Origin of the sequence: Psychrobacter pacificensis (genome assembly GCF_900101915.1) — a bacterium.
Lineage (GTDB): Bacteria > Pseudomonadota > Gammaproteobacteria > Pseudomonadales > Moraxellaceae > Psychrobacter > Psychrobacter pacificensis.
Map to the genome: position 1 here is coordinate 59,232 of NZ_FNAL01000005.1, position 19,310 is coordinate 78,541.

A 19,310-nucleotide genomic window follows, 5' to 3' on the forward strand; every position below is an offset into this window, starting at 1 on the left:
GATATATAATGTATCTGTTTTATTTAGGATTGACTATATTCTGAATACAGCGCTGCGCTTTGGATGCTGTACTGTTAATAGTCTTTTTATATACTGCCTGCAAGTTACCATGGTGAATAGGGAATTTGTGCGTGGCTTTATGCGTGGCTTTGTTAATAGTTTTACGTCAGTTAGGCTTTTCTTTATATCATCTAGCCGTTATCCTAGCGATACTTTTGATACTGATCATTATTGCCCATTACACAATAAGTTTATTTATGTCCAAAATGAATGCTGATAGCTCGCCAAATAACCTTGATACGTTACAACTCACAGAAAAGATGACAGAGACTAGCGTTGTAGAGGTGACGAGCATTCCACTGTCGCTCTATATCCATATCCCGTGGTGTGTGAAAAAATGTCCTTACTGTGACTTCAACTCGCATGAGCTGCCTATAAACAGTCAGTTGTCTATGTATGATGATTATGTCGATGCGCTCCTTTTGGATGCGAATATGCAACAGTCATTGGCGCAAGGGCGTAAAATCAGCTCAATATTTATTGGCGGTGGCACACCATCACTATTGCCAATTGCTCAGTATCAGCGACTGTTCTCTGGTTTGCGGTCATGTTTTGAATTTGCAGAGGACATTGAGATTACGATGGAGGCCAATCCCGGAACACTCGAGCATGCACCATTTGCTCAGTATCTAGAGGTTGGTATCAATCGATTGTCTATCGGTGTACAGAGCTTTGACGCTGATAAGCTCAAAGTGCTTGGACGTATCCATGATCCTGTACAAGCGTTATCAGCGATACGCGCTGCTAAGGCTGCTGGATTTACGCGAGTCAATGTCGATCTTATGCATGGTCTGCCGCAGCAAACCATGAACGAAGCATTAAATGATATTCAAATGGCGCACGATGCTGGCGCAACGCATATCTCTTGGTATCAATTAACGATTGAGCCCAACACGGTGTTTTATCGTAGTCAGCCTATTTTACCCGATGAAGACAACTTGGCAGATATCGAACAAGCGGGGCAAGCGCTGTTGCAGCAACTGGGGTACAGCAATTATGAGGTGTCTGCGTGGGCGGGCGAGTCAGATAAGCCTTGCCGTCACAATATCAACTATTGGCAGTTTGGCGACTATCTAGCAATAGGTGCTGGTGCACATGGTAAAGTGACGATTGATTGTCACGCAGACAGAGGTAGCGCGCCGTCAAAGGAAAGTGATAAATCAGAAAACGATTTGTTAGCAGAATCTGGCATCTATCGTTTTAGCAAATCACGTTTGCCAAAAGATTATGTAGGAGATATAGAGACGGAAACATCCAAGAGCACTCAAAACGTACCAAAAATGGTTGGTTGGCAGGCAATCGATAGTGAAGAGTTAGTGAGTGAGTTTATGTTGAACGCATTACGCTTACATGGCGGTGTCGCTTGGGCGTTGTTTGAGCAGAGAACAGGGCTTAAGCTTGAAAGCGTTACCACACAAGTAGACAAGTTGATTAAGCAAGGGCTACTGATAGATAGTAAAACTCAGCTGCAACCAACATTGTTAGGTCAGCGTTATCTCAATCAGATATTGCGTGTTTTTTTGTAGCATCTGATAAAGTGTATGTGCAGTAACTACTTAGAATAAAGAATTCGTGACCAAAAAAAAGGACTTACAAAATAGTAAGTCCCTCAAAAAATCTAAAAAAAGCAGACCTTAGATTTTATCTTGTACGTCTTGTGCGCTGCCAGTTACAGCATTTCCGGCGCTTGATACGTCTTGGCCAAGGCCTTTAAACGTGTTGCAACCAGTTAGAACAAACATAGCAGCTAAAGATGCGATGATTACTTTTTTCATAATAGTATCCTCAAAGATAAATGAATGGTTATAAATAACAACAGTGACGCTAAGTATCTTGCTCAAGCTTCACTGAAGGGGTATTGGATGAGACAGTCATACATAAATGCTATCTCGCTATCCATTACAGACATCATAGTGAAAGTTAAAAACCCTGCACAGTATCAAAATGTAATTATTGGCAGTAAACTGTAACTTTTAATTACCTACCGCTCATAAATTTAAATAACAGAGCATCGACTAGTTGTGGAGTAAACAAATATGTCCATTCATATCGTGTTGGTCGCCCCAAAAATGCCGAGTAATACTGGCAATATTATTCGACTGTGTGCCAACAGCGGCGCGCAGCTGCATTTAGTCAGACCGCTGGGGTTTGAGCTTGATGACAAAAAACTACGCCGCGCAGGCCTTGATTATCACGAATATGCACATTTGCAGGTGCACGAAGATTGGGCTGCAGCGAGGCAAGCCTTGCAAGCCGCCGACTGCCATATTGTCACCGCATTGACCACCAAACTGAGCAAACCATTCTATGATTATGATTTTGGCGGGCAAGCAGACAGTGAAAAATCTGACAATAAAACCATGCCCAATATCGCGCTGGTATTCGGTTCTGAGACAGCAGGTCTGGCAGATGATATACGAGAAGATATCGGTGCTGATAATTGGTTGAGATTACCAATGTTGGCTGATTCGCGCAGTCTCAATTTATCCAATAGTGTCGCCATATGTTTGTATGAAATATGGCGACAGCAAGGATTTTTGGGTGATGAAGGACGAAGTGTCGGTTATGAAACGCTGACAGTCTACGATCCGAAATAGCGATCCAAAGTAGCGATGTACCAAATGAGTCGATGATATGACTTATTCATCAGTGCTCACTTGGTAAGCAGCTACAGTTAAAAAAGACACTTTTATAGGCAATTGGGCGGCTTGGGTAGTCCAGCTAGACGATTGACATGGCGCGCAACCAATCCTGTATTAAATAGCTGTTGTAGTTTTTGATTGCTAATATCGTACCCAGGCAAAGTTTTCTGTAGCCATTTAATCAATGGGCGAGTCGCTGGCGCATGATTAAATTTGACAAAAAACGCGCGCACTTGCTGCAAGATTTGTAAGTGCTCACTCGTTAGGCTGACATCTAGCGTGTCTGCTAGTTGTTGTGCGATAACAGGTGTCCAAATCGTATGGTCACACAAATGCCCATCTTGATCTAATGCAATATCGGTCGATGCTGTGGCAGTATGAGTTGTCGTAGAGGTATGAGTCGTCATAAGGCAATCGTCACCACTTTATCAAACTGACTATCCTGAGATAGGCTAATCCATTCTTCATCCGTTAAAATATCAGTCAATTTGCTCTCTAAATTTAGCTTGCCAGCAGTGTTAACTGTCAGCTGCGATATATCATCGGCTAATGCATAAATACCTGCAATACTATCTATTTCACTATCATTCAAATAGGCGTTGAGCCAGTCAATAAAAGCGGCTGTGGTGCCAAGTAAGATAATACTGTCGCCAGTACGCCAAGTGCGAGACATCTCTTCAGCACTGCGCCTGAGGGTATCCATCGTGCTGTGTAATTGATATAAAGTTGCCATAACAGTGTCCAAGTGTGTACTTTATTATTTTATAAGTCTGATTATATTGCCAATTAAAAAGTTAAAATCTGCTCAAAATCTTGCGAGCGGATCATTTCTGGCACCAGCATGAGCTGTGAAGTCAGATCTACTGGCAGCATCCCAATCACCCAACCACTAAAGACATCATCAGGTAGCCAAGCCGCTGGCATGTCGTAAAGATCAAGCGACTGAATCATACCGTGCAAACGTGATTCAGGCTGCATCAATAAGCCAAAAACAGGTGCATCCAAGTACAGCTGCACTTCATGACCGAATGTCGCTAATGTCAGTGCCAGAGCGCAGCCTTCGTAGCTTGCTGCTTCGGTGGGTGTATGCAGCTGGATTAATAATCTCATCATGTATTCCTAAATATATTTATCGCAGGCTAATGTCGTAATGGGTACGCTATCAAAACTTTATTAAGCGGCAGCCATCCTGCATCATCAGAGCGAGCTCACTGAGTCCCACCAACGTAAATCCTGTCGCCAGATTGTCACCATCAAGCTGATGGCGGGTACTGTTATCTGTGTCACTCACACCGCGGCTAAGAGCTGTGCTAACACAAACAGGCAGTGGCAACTGATAGCGCTCAGCCAACATTTGCCATTCTTTGGTCAAATTCATTTGATCAGCGGACTGCCAGAGTAGCCGATTCGCCAGATGCGCCGAATCCCCATAAAAAAAGACATTGAGCAATGGCCGTTTGGTGATAGGATTGTCGATGCCTTCTTTATTGACGATATCGTCTGCGTGACTGTCGATATTATGATCAGCTGATGCGCTCTTAAGATACGCGCGCGCATAACGTAATGCTAAATGCGCTAATGGGTGACTAGGATCAGCGGTAATGAGTAGTAGCGGGGTAGTAGTCATAGGGGACAGTATCACATATTATAAATAAGCGTTTAGAGAGTGTTATAAGGGTGAGACAATATTATTGAAAGGCTATAAATGTTTTGTGTAAAGTAATCTAATCGATTTATAGTCGAGTTTTAGGGCGTGTTGAACATTCGCAAATAGGCACTGCTGATCGCTAAAATTGTTCCAGACAAGGCACAAAGCGACGATAATGCAGATGCCTTAGCGAGATTTGTAACGCAGTATGGGGCAATTTTAGCATTAGCCCCAACGATAAAAGCAGGGGACAGGACTCTGTTTTGCCGCTTCATCGTTAAAAATAAGCGCTTAGAATGACTAAACTTATTATTTTTAACATCGAATCGCCTAAAAAATAGTCGCTGTCAGTGCCATGGTCGAATGTTCAACACGCCCTAATATTTCTTAATACCATTGAGTCAAAACGCTATTTTTATTGAGTATAAAGGTGCGCTGCAATGAAGCTGTCTCAAAGCATTTCGATTAAAGATGTTTATGCTACCATAAAGCGGCTCAAAGCAAATAGAGTCACTGTTACTAAACAGGGCTTTATGTTTTGTAATGATATATTGAGTATGTTCATCTGATGCTGTGACTGTCTCGTAAGAAAAAACAATAAACTTATGAGTTGGGTTCACGTAGTCTTACCATTCTATGTAAGGAGTTTTTGTCACTATGTTACCTGCTATGCCCTCACGTATGAACAGTGGTACAGATTATCAGCCGACAGCAGAGCAACTGCAAGTACTGCAAACAGCCAGTGAGTTTGCTTATCAAATTTGGGAGAGCCGAACGGTTTCCTGCCAAACATTTTTGCGTAGCTACCCACTGAACAGTACGCTGACTCGTCAGCAAATCGATGATCTGATACAAGATTATACGCTAGATGAAAACTATCAACTCGCCGATGAAACGAAAGTCATGAGTGGCTTACGTAATTTGCGTAAGCTGTTAATGATGCGCTGGATTTGGCAAGATGCCTTGCAGATGATTAGTCTTGAGCAATTGACTGATGAGCTATCAGAGTTTGCAGGCGGTTGTATCTCCTTTGCCAAGGACTATACCTATCAGCATTTGATTGCTAAATACGGTGAGCCAACCTTTATCAATGAACAAGGCAATGTGCAGATCGATGATATGGCCATCATGGCCATGGGTAAGCTTGGTGCTCAGGAACTGAATTTATCGAGCGATATTGACCTAATATTTGTACATCAAGCGCGCGGCGAAACCAATGGTGACAAGGCAAAGGGCACGCGTAGCATAGACAATAAACGTTTTATGACTCGTCTGGGTCAAGGGGTTATTAAGCTGCTTGATAATAAAACGGCTGACGGCTTTGTCTTTCGGGTTGATATGCGCTTGCGTCCATGGGGTGATGGCAGTGATTTGGCCATCCATCTCTCAGCGTTACAGAAATATTTTGCGTTGCATGGACGCGCGTGGGAGCGTTTTGCTTGGTTAAAAGCACGAGTCGTTGGGCAGATAGATCAGCCATTTTATGATGCGATTCAGGCGCTAATCAAACCATTTGTCTTTCGCTATTATGTGGATTACAGCGCGTTTTCAGCACTCAGGGAGATGAAGTCGCTCATTCAAAATCAAGTTGCACAGCGTGAAGATCTAGACAATATTAAGCTTGGCGCGGGCGGTATCAGAGATATTGAGTTTATTGTACAAGCGTTTCAGCTGATCTACGGTGGTCGGCATCCTCAGCTACAGGTAAAGCCTTGTTTGGAGGCGATGCAAGTGTTGCGTGAGCTTGGATATCTAGAGCAGATTACCTACGATAACTTACAAGCCGCGTATCGGTTTTTGCGTCGACTTGAGCATGCGATTCAAGCCATTAACGATCAGCAAACCCAAAGACTGCCGCATGATGCTTATTGGCAGCATAATCTTGCAGTGACGCTTGGGTTTAATGATTGGCAGGCATTACTGACCCAATTAAATGCTCATCGAGACAATGTTAATGTGCCATTTGAACGTATGGTGACAGAGCGTCAAGTACCTGACAATGATGATACTGATCTAGAGCCTGAGCATTTAGAAGCGCAAATTGCGCGTTTAAATGAGGTACTAACAAAAGAAAATCGCGAGTTATTGCAGAATTTTTGGCAATCAAAGATGGTTGCCAACCTCAGCGAGGAGGCCCGAGAGCGCTTAGATGATGCGTATCCTGTCATTGTCCATGCGCTATTAGCCCATCAAGAGCAGCAAAAACTTGCCAATGCTGCCTTACCGCGATTGATTGCATTGCTTGAAGCCATTTGCCGACGTTCAATCTACTTGGTCATGATTGCAGAAAACCCCAATGCAACGATTGAGCTGATTCCGATGCTCTCGGCGAGCCCGTGGATTGCAAAAGAGTTGGCACAGTATCCTGTATTGTTAGACACCTTTTTACAGCAACACTATCGCCACCTGCCAGATAAGCCTGAGCTGCGTGACATCCTGCGCCAACAGCTATTGCGTGTCGAACCCAATGACGAAGAAGAGCTACTGAGTGTGCTGCGACTGTTCAAGAAAAACCAAGTGTTGGCTGTGGCTGCCAGCGATGTGTTGGCTGAGCGTCCAATCATGAAAGTCTCAGACTCACTGACTTATATTGCTGAAGTGGTACTAGAAGCCGCGCTAGAGCGAGCGTTTGCCGAAATCGTCAATCGTTATGGCTATCCTATCGGTCAAGATGGCGATCCAGTCACTGAGGCTGACTGTGGTTTTGCGATTATCGGTTATGGCAAGCTTGGTGGTTTAGAGCTCTCGTATTCTTCCGACTTGGATTTGGTATTCTTACATAAGATAAAAGAGCAGGGCATGACCACAGGTGAGAAGTCAGTGAGTGGCATGAAGTTTGCCGCACGTCTGGTACAAAAGCTGATGAATTATCTCAATACCCAAACGCGAGATGGTAGGGCATATGAGATTGACATGCGTCTGCGTCCGTCGGGCAACGCTGGCATGATGGTCGTGTCCTGTCATGCCTTTGAAACTTATCAAATGGACAAAGCGTGGTCATGGGAGCATCAAGCACTGGTGCGCGCTCGGGCGATTTGTGGTGACAGACGAGTGACTGCACGCTTCTGTGACATTCGCCGAGATGTGCTGGCGCTGCCGCGGACGTTAGAGCAAGTACGCTCTGAGGTCACCAGTATGCGTATCAAAATGCAGAAGCACTTAGGCACCAGCCAGTGGCAACAGCAAGCGGGCAAGTTTCAACTCAAACAAGATGCAGGCGGTATTGTAGACATTGAATTCTTAGCGCAGTTTGCGGTATTGGCCTATTCACATGAGCATCCAAGCTTGACCAAATGGAGTGATAATGTCCGTATTTTTGAAGAAGTTGCTTCACTTGGTATTTGGGAGGAGCAAGTTTGTCAGGCATTAACAGATGCTTATCTTAGAATACGTGCTGCGACTCATCAACTGGCACTATCAGAGCAATCATTATTGGTCGATGAGTCGCTTTGGCAAGAAACACGCGCACTGGTACAAGCACAGTGGCAGCATCTAATGGGCGTAAAATCTGTCAAAGAATAATTATGAGATTTGTTTTTATTAAGGCCTTGCCGATAGCCAAAGAGGCGCTTAAACTGTAAGGCCTTATGATAATTAAAAACCGTAATTAAAAACTATAGGGTCTCAAACCAAAAGATTTCATTTGCCAACACGGCCAGTGATATAATCGGTCACACATCATTATAATACAGTCAAGTGTTCGTCATAATGAAGCGGTATTTGAGCAATAAAAATGAACGCTGCAGTATTATCACACGATGTTGATCAATACTATTAAATAAAACCTACCTAAAAAAAGTTAGACGTCAGTGCTAGCATAAGGACTATAAAATGAATATGGCAACACAAGATGGTAAGCTTTGGATGAATGGCACAATAATTGAACAACCAGATGCCAACGTTCATGTGCTTACCCATAGCTTGCATTATGGCATGGCTGTGTTTGAAGGCGTACGCGCTTACCAAACAGCTGACAACCGCACCGCTATTTTTCGCCTAAAGGAACACACCGAACGTCTCCTTGGTTCGGCAAAAATCTTTCAAATGGACGTGCCGTTTGATGCGGCGACGCTAGAGCAAGCACATAAAGATGTGGTCAAGCAAAACAACTTGGCAGAAGCCTATATTCGTCCGCTTATTTGGGTAGGTGCAGAAAAGCTTGGCTTATCTTCGCGTGACAATAGCATCAATGCTATGGTTGCTGCGTGGCACTGGGGCGCCTATCTTGGTGAGGAAGGTATCAAAAATGGTATCCGTGTAAAAACCTCTTCATTCACGCATCATATGCCAAACGTCACTATGTGTAAGGCAAAAGCCTCAAGCAACTATCCTGTGTCTATCATGGCCAACCAAGAAGTCACTCGTAATGGTTATGACGAAGCTATCTTGATGGATCCGCAAGGGTATGTATGTCAAGGCGCTGGCGAGAACTTATTCTTGGTAAAAAATGGCGTGCTACATACGCCAGATTTGGCGGGCGGCGCACTTGACGGTATCACCCGTCGCACTATCATTCAGTTTGCTGAAGATTTGGGTATCAAAGTCGTTGAGCGCCGCATCACTCGTGATGAGTTCTATCTAGCTGACGAGATCTTTATGACTGGCACGGCTGCTGAAGTGACTCCTATCCGTGAATATGATGATCGTGTCATTGGTAATGGTGGCCGCGGCGAGATCACTGAAAAACTGCAAACTCTATATTTCGATGTGGTACATGGTCGTAATGAGCAGTATATGGACTGGTTAAGCTTTATTGACTAATAAAGTCGTTAGTTTAAAGACCAAAAAGGCTGAACATAATTGTTCAGTCTTTTTTTTATGCTAATATAGCCATCATATTTATTCTTAAGATTAAAGTGAGCAGTCCATGGCAATAGATTCTAGTACAGCAGATAATAAAGATATCAAACAAATTATTTGTATTAAATGGGGTACAAAGTACGGGGCTGATTACGCCAATAAACTATATGGCATGGTATCGCGTAATATCACGCCACCATTTCGTTTCGTCTGTTTTACCGATGATACCACCGATGTACGTCCAGAAATTGAATGTCAAGAATTGCCACCATTAGATGTCACTATGCCAACCAACACACTTGGCAAGTGGCCAAAATCACGTTTGTGGGGTGAGAAGTTAGGTGATTTGACAGGAACAGTATTATTTGTAGATTTGGATGTGATTATAGTAGATAGTCTCGATCCTTTCTTTGAATACGGCGAGCCGGACGATGTTATTTTATCTTATAACCCAAGTAACCCGCTAGAGCGCCTCGGCCAGACTTCTTGCTTCCGCTTTCAGGTAGGGTCGTTAGTATCTCTTCAAGAGAAGTTTAAAGCAGATCCACAAGGCATCGCGGACAAATATCGTTTTGAGCAGCGCTTTGTGACGCGTAACGCCCCAGGCGGGGTTAAGTTATTTCCGAAAAAGTGGGTTGCGCATTTTAGACGCAAATGCCGTCAACCGTTCCCACTTAACTACATCAAAGAGCCAAAGATTCCTAAAGGTGCTCGAATTGTTATTTTCCCAGGAGATCTATATCCGACACATGCGATTGAAGGTAAGTACAATAAAAATGCTGCTAACAATGCCAAAGATCACTTAAAAAGATTAACTGAGCCCAAAAATCTAAAAAGACCGCTACGTCACTTGCGTCATTTTATCTTGCCGGTAGGGTGGATCGAAAAGTACTGGAAAGAATAGGTCCCATTATATATTTGAGTATTATCGCATTGCATTAGCAAAGATAAACATTAGTCAGTGAACGGATAAAATTATGAATACAGAAGATACTATTAAAGTCTTTGTTGGTTGTGACCCAAATAACTGTGATCTAGAGCAGATGATGGTATTAGATTATAGTATTCATAAACATACCAGTGTACCCGTTGAGATAGTATGGATGCAGCTGTCACGTGATCCTAATAGCTATTGGTATTCTAATCCTGAGACTGGAGAGGGTTGGAATACCACTAAATGGTCAACGCCTTTTTCAGGCTTTCGCTGGGCAATTCCAGAGTACTGTCAATACTCTGGTCGTGCCATCTACATGGACGCTGATGTCATTATTTTAGATGATTTGGCAAAGCTGTGGCACCATCCTATTGAAGGACAGTCTGTTGTAGCTGCTAAGACTAATGCGGATATGACTCGGTTGTGTACCTGCGTATGGGATTGCAAGGCGGCAAAAAACATTGTCCTACCAATTAAAAAACTCAGGAAAGATCCCAAAAGCCATAAAGAAATGATGGCTGTATTTAAAGATAATAATCAGCTCATTGAGCCTTATCAGGATAGTTACAACTGTATAGATGGCGAAAACTTAGCGTTAGAAGATATTAGGATTTTGCATTATTCAGATATGGGTACGCAGTTCAGTCATAAATATTCATTACCTAGAGTCAGTGAAGAAGGTATCGAGCACTGGTTTGACGGTAAAATAATGTCCCACCCGAGGCAGGATTTATCTGAGGTTTTTGATGAATATTATAACGAAGCACTTGCTGCTGGATACGATTTAGACAGTTATAGGGTGGAACCTTTCGGTCATTTTCCTAAAAAATCTCAAGAAAGGTATACCGGTAATAAGGTGACTCGTCCACACGCTTCTAAATCATTTTTTTCGAAGCTATTTAAACGCTAGTTTTTTAATGAAGCAATGATAAGCCTTTCTAAGAAGGTGAAAAATTACTCCATAGGTTATCGTGTATGAAGCAGCATAAAAAAACAGTGTTACTCGTTATTAATTGTCTACAGGGCGGTGGTGCGGAACGTGTCGTATTAACATTGGGGCAAGGGTTTTATGAATTGGGCTATGAAGTACATATTCTAAGATTTAAGCTGTTAGTACAGTATGACTTAAGTCCGAGTCTTAACTATCATGTACTTAAGTTTAAGCCGTATAAACTTATACCAGGGGCACAAAGACGTGACCAGATTTTTGCACGTGCTGTCGATAAATACGTGTCGAAAAATATCGGTCAGCCTGACATCATACTGTCCAACTTAGATCGTGCCGATAGTATTCTAAGTAATAGTAAACTGCCTAATATCACTTATATTATTCATAACACAGTATCACTACTCTATAAGTTTAATAAAAATCACGACGCTGAGCAGTTAAAGCAAAGAATGATAGATATATATGCCAAGCATCCTTGTGTGTGCGTCAGTGAAGGCGCTCAAAAAGATTTTATTAAGAGCTTTGGTCATATTACGCCAACCACTGCCATTCATAATCCAATAGATAAAAACAGTATTCAACAACAAGCCGATGCTTTTGTCCCTGACTACCAAAACTATATTATCCATGTCGGTAGTTTCAAAGATGCCAAGCGTCATGATGTATTGGTAAATGCTTATGCAAAAACAGATCAATCTATGCCTTTACTGCTCTTGGGTCAAGGGAAGCATAAAAGTGAAACAGAGCGACTGGTAACAGAGTTAAGCCTAGAAGACAAAGTAATATTTTTAGGATTTCGTGATAATCCCTTCCCTTATATCAAAAATGCGCAGTTTAAGATACTGACCTCTGACTGGGAGGGTTTTGCTTTAGTTATTGCCGAAGCTCTTGTGCTAGGTACTCCTGTTATCAGTACCAACTGTCCATCAGGCCCAAGTGAATTACTACCAGAGCGTAACTTAATGCCGATGGGCGATGTTGATGCCATTGCCGCAAAAATGCAGCAAGCGATGAGTAATCCGCAAGCGTTTCATGCGCCATTCGATGAAGCGCTGCTACCAGCCAAAATAGCAGAAAAATACGTAGAATTTACCCAAAATCTTTAGCTGGCAAAACAGTTGGGCCGCTACATGTCTAAGTCTAAATATTTATTTTTAAGAATACTTAATAAATGATTGATAATACTACAGAAAAAAAAGAAAATTCGAATAGTAAAGAAAAAGTGCTATTGGTTATTAACTGCTTGCAAGGTGGCGGTGCAGAACGTTCGGTCTTGACGCTGGGACAAGGTTTTCACGAGTTAGGTTATGATGTCCATATTTTACGCTTCAAATCCAAAGTAGCTTATGAGCTCAATGATGATATTACTTATCATCAACTAGACCTAAATGATTATAACTCTATACCTACTAAAAGTCTTAGGTACTGGTATTTTGCAAAAGTATTAGACAGATACGTGCTCAAAGAGATTGGTACTCCAATATTGACGCTAGCGAATTTAGATAAAGCCGATATGGTCTTGCGCCATAGTAGTCTGCCCAATATTGCACACGTAATTAGAAATACTATTTCTAAAAAAATTGAATTGTTTAGAAGCCAAGGCAAAAAAGCAAATGATAAAAGATTAAGCAATATATATTCTCGGCATCCTTGTATATGTATTAGTAAAGGAGTCGAAAAAGACTTTCAAGCTACATTGGGTGTGATGAATACAACGACAATATACAACCCGATTGACCAAAGGCAGATTGTGCAATTGGCATCAGAGTTTGAGCCAGAGTTTGACAGTTACATTATTCACGTTGGTAGTTTTAAGACTCAAAAAGCTCATGAAGTATTGATTAGAAGTTATGCAAAGACTCGGAAAACATTGCCACTTCTATTATTGGGTGAAGGTGTATTGCTGGCGTCAATGAAAGAGCTGGTTACTTCTTTAGGTTTGGATAACCGTGTACATTTTTTAGGTTTTCAAAAAAATCCATATCCTTATATCCAAAAAGCACAGTTTATGGTTTTGTCATCAGTCTTTGAGGGATTTGGACGGGTTATTGCTGAATCACTGGCTTTAGGGACACCTGTTATCAGTACAGACTGCCCATCGGGTCCAAGTGAGTTGCTACCACCACACAACCTCGTCCCTGTGGGAGATATTGATACATTAGCTAAGAAGATGGATGAAGCAATGGAGAAGGCTGATAGATATCAGTCCTCGTTTGACAAAGAGTTATCACCAATTAATATTGCTCAACAATATATAGATTTTATGAGAACTAATGGTTAGACATTACTCGGTTGCAGCCTTGATAAAAGGTGTAGGGTGTAGTCGTGTAGTAATATATGAGATAGACTAATCCAACCACCATTTAGACCAATCATCTCTGTGCAACTGCCGTAGAGTAGCAAAAGCACTGTCATTATTCTGCAGTTTTTCAAACACTGCCAGTAACATGGTCGTGGCCAATTTATCAACTTTCTGAAATTTATTATAGCGTTTTCGCATATTTCTCAAGCTATCATCGGTGCCGATACGAAAATAAGTAAGACCATCGTAAAGAGGCAAGTCACCAGCATAAAGCATATCGGTTTTTTCAGTTAGCAATGGCATAGATTCAGCATTAGTGGATAACTGCAGAAAGTTTTTGGTTTCATAAGTACGTAAAGTATTCATTAGAGTTACGACATTCATCAAGATAGCTGCTCTATGAGTATTGTTTGAATGATCAATAAACGTATCGCAAGCAGAGACAATCCAGCGCAACGACAGATGTGTCAATAAATAGTCGCTCTCTACTTCCCATAGTCTTTCAAATTCAGCGAATGTTTTATTTATTTTGTACTTACGGCGCATTAGTATAATAAGCGTGTTGTGATAAAAGCAGAGCTCAGACTCACCAAGCGATTTGTATTTCAAGTTATTCAAATGGTTTTCTAAATCTGTACTTTTACGCTCATTAGTTAATGCTTCAATATCACACATTGATTCAGTAATGGTTGTTGCTTTCATCTCATCAAAGCTTCTATCATTATAGGTTTTGATAATCTTACCCGCATTCAATCTTTTTTCGCTTCGAAAGATCAATATCAATTTTCTCTGCCAACTTGAAGGTGTAGCCATGTTATCAAAATCCTTTAAAAATATATAAAGATATTAGCGCCCTAATCTCTATGATATAAGCCTTAGATCATTGTTATTTGTTTAAACTGAATAATATTGTCTATACCAATCGACAAATTTTTTGATACCTTCTTCGATACTCGTTTCAGGTTTAAAGCCAGTATCCTCTACCAACTCATCTATGTCGGCGTAAGTAATAGGCACGTCGCCTGCTTGCATGGGCAATAAGTTTTCCTGTGCCTTTTTACCACAAGCATCTTCAATGGCAGTAATAAAACGGCGCAAAGTGACAGGCTGATTATTACCAATGTTGTAAATCTTGTAGGGGGCAGCTGCAGTCGTAATAGTAGAATGCTGGGGCGAAGGGGCCTTATTCATAATGCGAATGATACCGTTGACGATATCATCAATGTAGGTAAAGTCACGCTGCATATCACCATTATTAAATACATTAATTGGCTCGCCAGCTAGAATTTTCTTTGTGAACGAAAAATATGCCATATCAGGTCGACCGTAAGGACCATAAACAGTGAAGAACCTTAATCCTGTCGTAGGAATATTATATAAATGGCTATAGCTATGTGCCATAAGCTCGTTGGATTTTTTGGTGGCGGCATATAGACTAATAGGAAAATCAACACAGTCAGACGTCGTGAATGGCTGCTTTATATTCATACCATAAACAGAACTGGAGCTGGCATAGATCAGATGCTTGACATCATGATGACGACAGCCTTCTAGAATATTAACAAAGCCAACTACATTTGAGTCGATATACGCATTAGGGTTTTCGATAGAATAGCGCACACCTGCTTGGGCACCTAAATTGATGACAATATCAAATTGATAGGTTGCAAAAAGTTCAGACATGGCTTTACGATCAGCCAGATCTAACTTAATAAACGCAAAACTTTCTGGATCTGATATCTCACCTAATATTCTCAAACGCGCTTCTTTTAGATCTGTATCATAATAATCGTTGATATTGTCGATACCAACGATACAGTAATCCTTAGCAGATAGATCTGTTTCTAGTATTGCCTTGATTAAATGAAAACCAATAAAACCTGCCGCCCCAGTTACTAAAACTTTCATTAATCGCTCCCAAATAGATCTCGAGTAAACACTTTATCAGCCACATCTTTTATCTCATCAGATAGGCGGTTTGCGACAATGACATCACTCATTGATTTAAAGGCTTCTAAATCTTGAATCACACGCGAATTAAAGAAATTGTCTTCTTTTAGCACAGGCTCGTAGACAACGACTTCTATACCTTTTGCCTTGATACGTTTCATGATGCCTTGTATGGCAGATGCTCTAAAGTTATCTGACCCACTTTTCATTACTAGGCGATGTATTCCCACGATTTTTGGCTGTCTTTCGATGATTTTATCGGCAATAAAGTCTTTGCGGGTTCTATTAGAATCGACAATGGCTTTTATTAGGTTGCTTGGCACCTCATCGTAATTTGCTAATAACTGCTTAGTATCTTTGGGCAGACAGTAGCCGCCATAGCCAAAGGAAGGGTTATTATAATGATTGCCAATACGAGGGTCTAAGCCAATCCCTTCGATGATTTGTTTGGTGTCGAGTCCAAACGTCTGCGCATAAGTATCAAGCTCATTAAAATACGCTACTCGCATTGCCAGATAAGTATTAGAAAATAATTTAATGGCTTCTGCCTCTGTTGGCTCAACGAACAATAGCGGTACGTCTTTTTTGATTGCGCCTTCAAGTAATAAATTGGCAAATATTCGAGCCTGCTCAGTCTGTGCGCCTACAATGATACGTGAAGGATAAAGATTGTCATGTAGTGCCTTACCTTCTCGCAAAAACTCAGGCGAAAAAATAATGCGATCAGTGGCATAACGTTCTTTGATACTGGTTGTGTAACCTACTGGCACTGTAGACTTAATAATAATGGTTGCTTGTTGATTCACTAACAGCACTTGCTCAATGACGGCTTCTACTGTGGAGGTATTGAAATAATTGGTCTTGGTATCATAATCAGTCGGCGTGGCAACGATGATGAAATCTGCATCTTTATAAGCTTCTTTGGCATCCAGCGTTGCAGAAAAATTGAGTTTTTTGTTCAATAAAAAATTGTCGATATCTGTATCTTCGATAGGAGACTGCTTATTATTTAGCAATTCTACCTTTTCAGCGACAATGTCGACAGCAACGACTTCATTATGCTGTGCTAACAGCATTGCATTCGATAAGCCTACGTAGCCTGTACCTACTACTGCTATTTTCATAATATATCCAAGTGATTTTTGAGCTTTTATTGGTTTAGATCAAGAGGAAGTGAAATTAATCACCATTCAATCTTAAACTAAATATATTTAAATTTATTTATCGGTGCTTGCTATCAAAGAAGCAGGTAGATAAGCCAAGAATTTGTGCCTCATGGCTTGACTGATTTTTTTATATAAGTCTGACTCAAGAAGATCCAAACTTTGAATACAGCCATATTTAATAGTTTTATCTTCTAAGGCAAGAATAAAATCTTCTACGCTATTCTCATTTTTTAAATAGTTGATAGAGGTGTTAGGTTTTAAACTTGCTTCGCCTTTTTGAATTTTTAGATGATTCATTAGCGTTATAGGATTCACTTGGGCCACATCTCTAAATTTATATTTTATCTGCTCGGTCAATAATTGCGGATGATTCAACAAATGGGACTGTAAGATATTTTTATCGACAATATGAGGGTAGTGATGAATTTCAAAAAACTGATTCATGCCCAGTATTTTAGCACTTAACATTTGCGCGATAGTATGCCTTGGCTGTATTGGTGTGCCAAACAATTTAAAGCGTGATTTTCGAAAATTGAGCTTGGCATTCAAAGCAGCACTTTTACGCCACTCACCATGAATGATTAGCTTCTCACTGTCTAAAAAGTCATCTATCGTCACTGGTTGATTAAAAAAGAAATCATCGTTCATATAGATAAAATAGTCAGACAATCCTTGGATATTCCAAATCATCGTCTCAATTGATCGAGTGTTGAAGGTCGGTAAAAATTCTTCATAACCCGAAAATATTTCCTTGTGATCGACAATACGTATTTTATCTGCTGCACAGATATTTTGCTTGGCAAATTCATCAATGAACGCAGGTTTTTGTTGGTCGGTGACCACATAAATATGACGACAAAAAGGCACGTATTTGATGATAGAGGCGATATTGTAATATATCTCATCATCACTTGCGAAGCGGGTGGCAGTTATGGCATCTGACGCTACGATGTTACTTGGCTTGTAGGACTCTCTTTTTTGTTTGAGTACAGGGTCTGAACCATCCACCCAAGCGATGACAATGTCTATTGCTTTCTCATCAAGTTGCTGCATGATTGATCCTGTTTTTTTTCAATAGGTGTCTTTAGTGGTTATACATTCTATTTAAATGTTGATTCTACTTAGATCAGCTATGATATTTATTGATAACTGTATTAGCAAGGGTTAACTGTTTTATAAAATCAACAATATTCATGATTTTTTACGCGTCAGTTGATAAGCCTAGCTTATACTGTAGTGAATAAAAGTAGATGAGACTAGCATAAAGAACCAAAATCCTGTAATCATTGTGAACATGGATGCCTTGTATGACTATCATTCAAAAAACCAAGTTGAGATATCAATGCCCATCATTCTATTTATTTTAAAAGCGCTTGAAGGCCGCGGTGCTGAGCGGATGGTGACTACATTGGCAAGCGCTTATGCAAAAATGGGTCATAGCGTCCATATTTTATGTCTAGAAGAAACACAGGATATGCCGTTAGATGCTGACATTCACTATCATATCGTGCCATACGATAAGGTGTTTTCTGAGCAAGATATTGAGCCAAACTCTAAACAGGCACAGGCTTACGAGGCAGTCGCTAAGCGCATTGATGAGTATGTGCTTAGCCAAATAGGGACACCAAATCTGATATTGGCTAATATTTATAAAGTGAATTGGATTATGGCGTACAGCCAATTACCCAACATCGTGAATGTGCTGCATACAGCGCTATCTAAGCAGTTTGAGTATCAATTATCTGATAAACCACGACAGACGATAAGTCACTTACGTATGGTCTATGGTGCTCATTTCTGTAGCTGCGTCAGCGATGGCGCTCGCAAGGACTTAATCTCACTTTTAGGAGACATCACTAAAACCACAACCATTACAACCATTTATAATCCTTGCGATGCCACTTGGATCCAAAGTAAAGCGTTACAAAAACCACGTATCGAATCGTTTGGCTTGAGAGACAAACAATATATTGTCCATGTCGCCTCATTCGATACCATGAAAGGTCATCGAGACTTGCTACAAGCCTATGCAAAAACAGAGCGGAAGCTGCCATTAGTATTGGTTGGTAAAGGCAAGCTTGAAGCAGAGATTAAAGCGCTGGCGTTTCAACTTAAGATTAATGACTGTGTTAGGTTTTTGGGCTTTCAGAGTAATCCTTATCCGATCATTGCCTCAGCGGCATTAATGGTGCTTACCTCTAAGTTTGAGGGTTTTGGCTATGTCATTGTAGAGGCGCAAGCTCTTGGCGTACCAGTAATCAGTACCGATTGTCCATTTGGTCCAAGAGAGTTATTGCCTGTCAAAAGCTTGATACCCGTCGGTGATATTGAGGGATTGGCGATACTCATCGATCAAGCAGTAAACAATCTGACGAATTACATAGTGCCGCTAAATCAGCAGCTACTGCCAAATCATATCGCGCAGCAATATCTAAAGTTTGGTCTATTGGTAAAGCAAGGTGCTAGACAGTAGAGACGAGAGATTAGAGAGTATCAAATAAGGCTTTTGAGACAGGAGAGTGATTGATGACATCGATACCGTGAGTCTTATAAGTTCTACCTAATAAGTTAAACGAAGGTACGATGCGCTCGTTCATGACTTTGTTCAGCGTGCTTGGCGCGCGGTTGTGGTTGTTTTCGTAAAATCGTGGTTGATCGCTATTGAGTAAGTCAATCCCGTATAGATGAATGGTCGCTGCATGGCGTGAGAAAGCCAGCTGTGTGGCTACGTAAGCAACCGTACCCGCCTCGACAAATCCATGAGTAACATTGAGTGAGACGCCGATCTCAGTTGCGCTTTGACCGCTATCAATAACAAAATTCGGATGATTGATAAAGTAGGATAAAGGCATTTTCTTA

Annotated in this window: 19 protein-coding genes; 9 read left to right on the forward strand and 10 right to left on the reverse strand. The window is 41.1% G+C overall.

Annotation, left to right across the window (positions count from 1 at the left end; genetic code table 11):
• The first annotated feature begins 320 nt into the window (after window positions 1-320).
• Complete coding sequence (gene hemW / locus BLR43_RS04335) at window positions 321-1,586, forward strand: radical SAM family heme chaperone HemW (RefSeq protein WP_071003584.1); 1,266 nt, start codon at window positions 321-323, stop codon at window positions 1,584-1,586.
• A 108-nt stretch (window positions 1,587-1,694) separates the two neighbouring features.
• Here hemW and BLR43_RS04340 read toward each other — a convergent pair whose 3' ends face one another.
• On the reverse strand, window positions 1,695-1,835 hold the full coding sequence (locus BLR43_RS04340) for an entericidin A/B family lipoprotein (RefSeq protein ID WP_071001446.1): 141 nt from the start codon (window positions 1,833-1,835) through the stop codon (window positions 1,695-1,697).
• 261 nt (window positions 1,836-2,096) lie between these two features.
• Here BLR43_RS04340 and BLR43_RS04345 point away from each other — a divergent pair, with 261 nt between their 5' ends.
• Window positions 2,097-2,657: a tRNA (cytidine(34)-2'-O)-methyltransferase gene (locus BLR43_RS04345; protein ID WP_093069068.1), complete on the forward strand. Its 561-nt coding sequence runs from the start codon at window positions 2,097-2,099 to the stop codon at window positions 2,655-2,657.
• Between the two features lie 92 nt (window positions 2,658-2,749).
• Here the strand turns inward: BLR43_RS04345 and BLR43_RS04350 are convergent, their stop codons facing one another.
• From BLR43_RS04350 to tusD, 4 genes are read right to left on the reverse strand one after another with little or no spacing between them, the layout of a single operon-like run.
• Window positions 2,750-3,109 carry a TusE/DsrC/DsvC family sulfur relay protein gene (locus tag BLR43_RS04350; protein WP_071001448.1) on the reverse strand — a complete coding sequence of 120 codons (360 nt, stop codon included), beginning with the start codon at window positions 3,107-3,109 and terminating at the stop codon, window positions 2,750-2,752.
• Window positions 3,106-3,435 carry a hypothetical protein gene (locus BLR43_RS04355; protein ID WP_093069070.1) on the reverse strand — a complete coding sequence of 110 codons (330 nt, stop codon included), beginning with the start codon at window positions 3,433-3,435 and terminating at the stop codon, window positions 3,106-3,108. Before BLR43_RS04355 ends, BLR43_RS04350 begins: the two co-directional genes overlap by 4 nt.
• A 53-nt stretch (window positions 3,436-3,488) precedes the next feature.
• The gene (locus BLR43_RS04360; RefSeq protein WP_071001450.1) at window positions 3,489-3,812 is read right to left on the reverse strand and encodes a hypothetical protein; all 324 of its coding nucleotides are present in this window, start codon (window positions 3,810-3,812) and stop codon (window positions 3,489-3,491) included.
• 52 nt (window positions 3,813-3,864) lie between these two features.
• Window positions 3,865-4,329 carry a sulfurtransferase complex subunit TusD gene (tusD, locus tag BLR43_RS04365; RefSeq protein WP_093069071.1) on the reverse strand — a complete coding sequence of 155 codons (465 nt, stop codon included), beginning with the start codon at window positions 4,327-4,329 and terminating at the stop codon, window positions 3,865-3,867.
• Between the two features lie 678 nt (window positions 4,330-5,007).
• On the opposite strand from tusD, the gene glnE reads away from it, so the two are divergent.
• From glnE to BLR43_RS04395, 6 genes are all read left to right on the forward strand, one after another.
• Complete coding sequence (gene glnE / locus BLR43_RS04370) at window positions 5,008-7,872, forward strand: bifunctional [glutamate--ammonia ligase]-adenylyl-L-tyrosine phosphorylase/[glutamate--ammonia-ligase] adenylyltransferase (protein ID WP_093069072.1); 2,865 nt, start codon at window positions 5,008-5,010, stop codon at window positions 7,870-7,872.
• 309 nt (window positions 7,873-8,181) lie between these two features.
• Window positions 8,182-9,111, forward strand: a complete 930-nt coding sequence (locus tag BLR43_RS04375) for a branched-chain amino acid transaminase (protein WP_093069073.1) — start codon at window positions 8,182-8,184, stop codon at window positions 9,109-9,111.
• A gap of 106 nt (window positions 9,112-9,217) precedes the next feature.
• On the forward strand, window positions 9,218-10,054 hold the full coding sequence (locus BLR43_RS04380) for a glycosyl transferase (RefSeq protein ID WP_093069074.1): 837 nt from the start codon (window positions 9,218-9,220) through the stop codon (window positions 10,052-10,054).
• Between the two features lie 73 nt (window positions 10,055-10,127).
• Window positions 10,128-10,994, forward strand: coding sequence for a glycosyltransferase (locus BLR43_RS04385; RefSeq protein WP_093069075.1), 867 nt, complete (start codon window positions 10,128-10,130; stop codon window positions 10,992-10,994).
• 65 nt (window positions 10,995-11,059) lie between these two features.
• Window positions 11,060-12,139 carry a glycosyltransferase gene (locus BLR43_RS04390; RefSeq protein WP_093069076.1) on the forward strand — a complete coding sequence of 360 codons (1,080 nt, stop codon included), beginning with the start codon at window positions 11,060-11,062 and terminating at the stop codon, window positions 12,137-12,139.
• 65 nt (window positions 12,140-12,204) lie between these two features.
• Window positions 12,205-13,314, forward strand: a complete 1,110-nt coding sequence (locus tag BLR43_RS04395) for a glycosyltransferase (RefSeq protein ID WP_093069077.1) — start codon at window positions 12,205-12,207, stop codon at window positions 13,312-13,314.
• A 66-nt stretch (window positions 13,315-13,380) separates the two neighbouring features.
• Here BLR43_RS04395 and BLR43_RS04400 read toward each other — a convergent pair whose 3' ends face one another.
• From BLR43_RS04400 to BLR43_RS04415, 4 genes are all read right to left on the reverse strand, one after another.
• Complete coding sequence (locus BLR43_RS04400) at window positions 13,381-14,148, reverse strand: hypothetical protein (protein WP_093069078.1); 768 nt, start codon at window positions 14,146-14,148, stop codon at window positions 13,381-13,383.
• Window positions 14,149-14,229: 81 nt separating this feature from the next.
• Window positions 14,230-15,243 (reverse strand): NAD-dependent epimerase, encoded by a 1,014-nt coding sequence (locus tag BLR43_RS04405; RefSeq protein ID WP_093069079.1) that lies wholly within the window; start codon window positions 15,241-15,243, stop codon window positions 14,230-14,232.
• Window positions 15,243-16,409 carry a nucleotide sugar dehydrogenase gene (locus BLR43_RS04410; RefSeq protein ID WP_093069086.1) on the reverse strand — a complete coding sequence of 389 codons (1,167 nt, stop codon included), beginning with the start codon at window positions 16,407-16,409 and terminating at the stop codon, window positions 15,243-15,245. Before BLR43_RS04410 ends, BLR43_RS04405 begins: the two co-directional genes overlap by 1 nt.
• A 93-nt stretch (window positions 16,410-16,502) precedes the next feature.
• Window positions 16,503-17,504 carry a stealth family protein gene (locus BLR43_RS04415; RefSeq protein ID WP_093069087.1) on the reverse strand — a complete coding sequence of 334 codons (1,002 nt, stop codon included), beginning with the start codon at window positions 17,502-17,504 and terminating at the stop codon, window positions 16,503-16,505.
• Window positions 17,505-17,793: 289 nt separating this feature from the next.
• On the opposite strand from BLR43_RS04415, the gene BLR43_RS04420 reads away from it, so the two are divergent.
• Complete coding sequence (locus BLR43_RS04420) at window positions 17,794-18,924, forward strand: glycosyltransferase (protein WP_227674312.1); 1,131 nt, start codon at window positions 17,794-17,796, stop codon at window positions 18,922-18,924.
• A 10-nt stretch (window positions 18,925-18,934) separates the two neighbouring features.
• Here BLR43_RS04420 and BLR43_RS13815 read toward each other — a convergent pair whose 3' ends face one another.
• Complete coding sequence (locus BLR43_RS13815; RefSeq protein ID WP_227674311.1) at window positions 18,935-19,303, reverse strand: hypothetical protein; 369 nt, start codon at window positions 19,301-19,303, stop codon at window positions 18,935-18,937.
• Window positions 19,304-19,310: the final 7 nt, after the last annotated feature.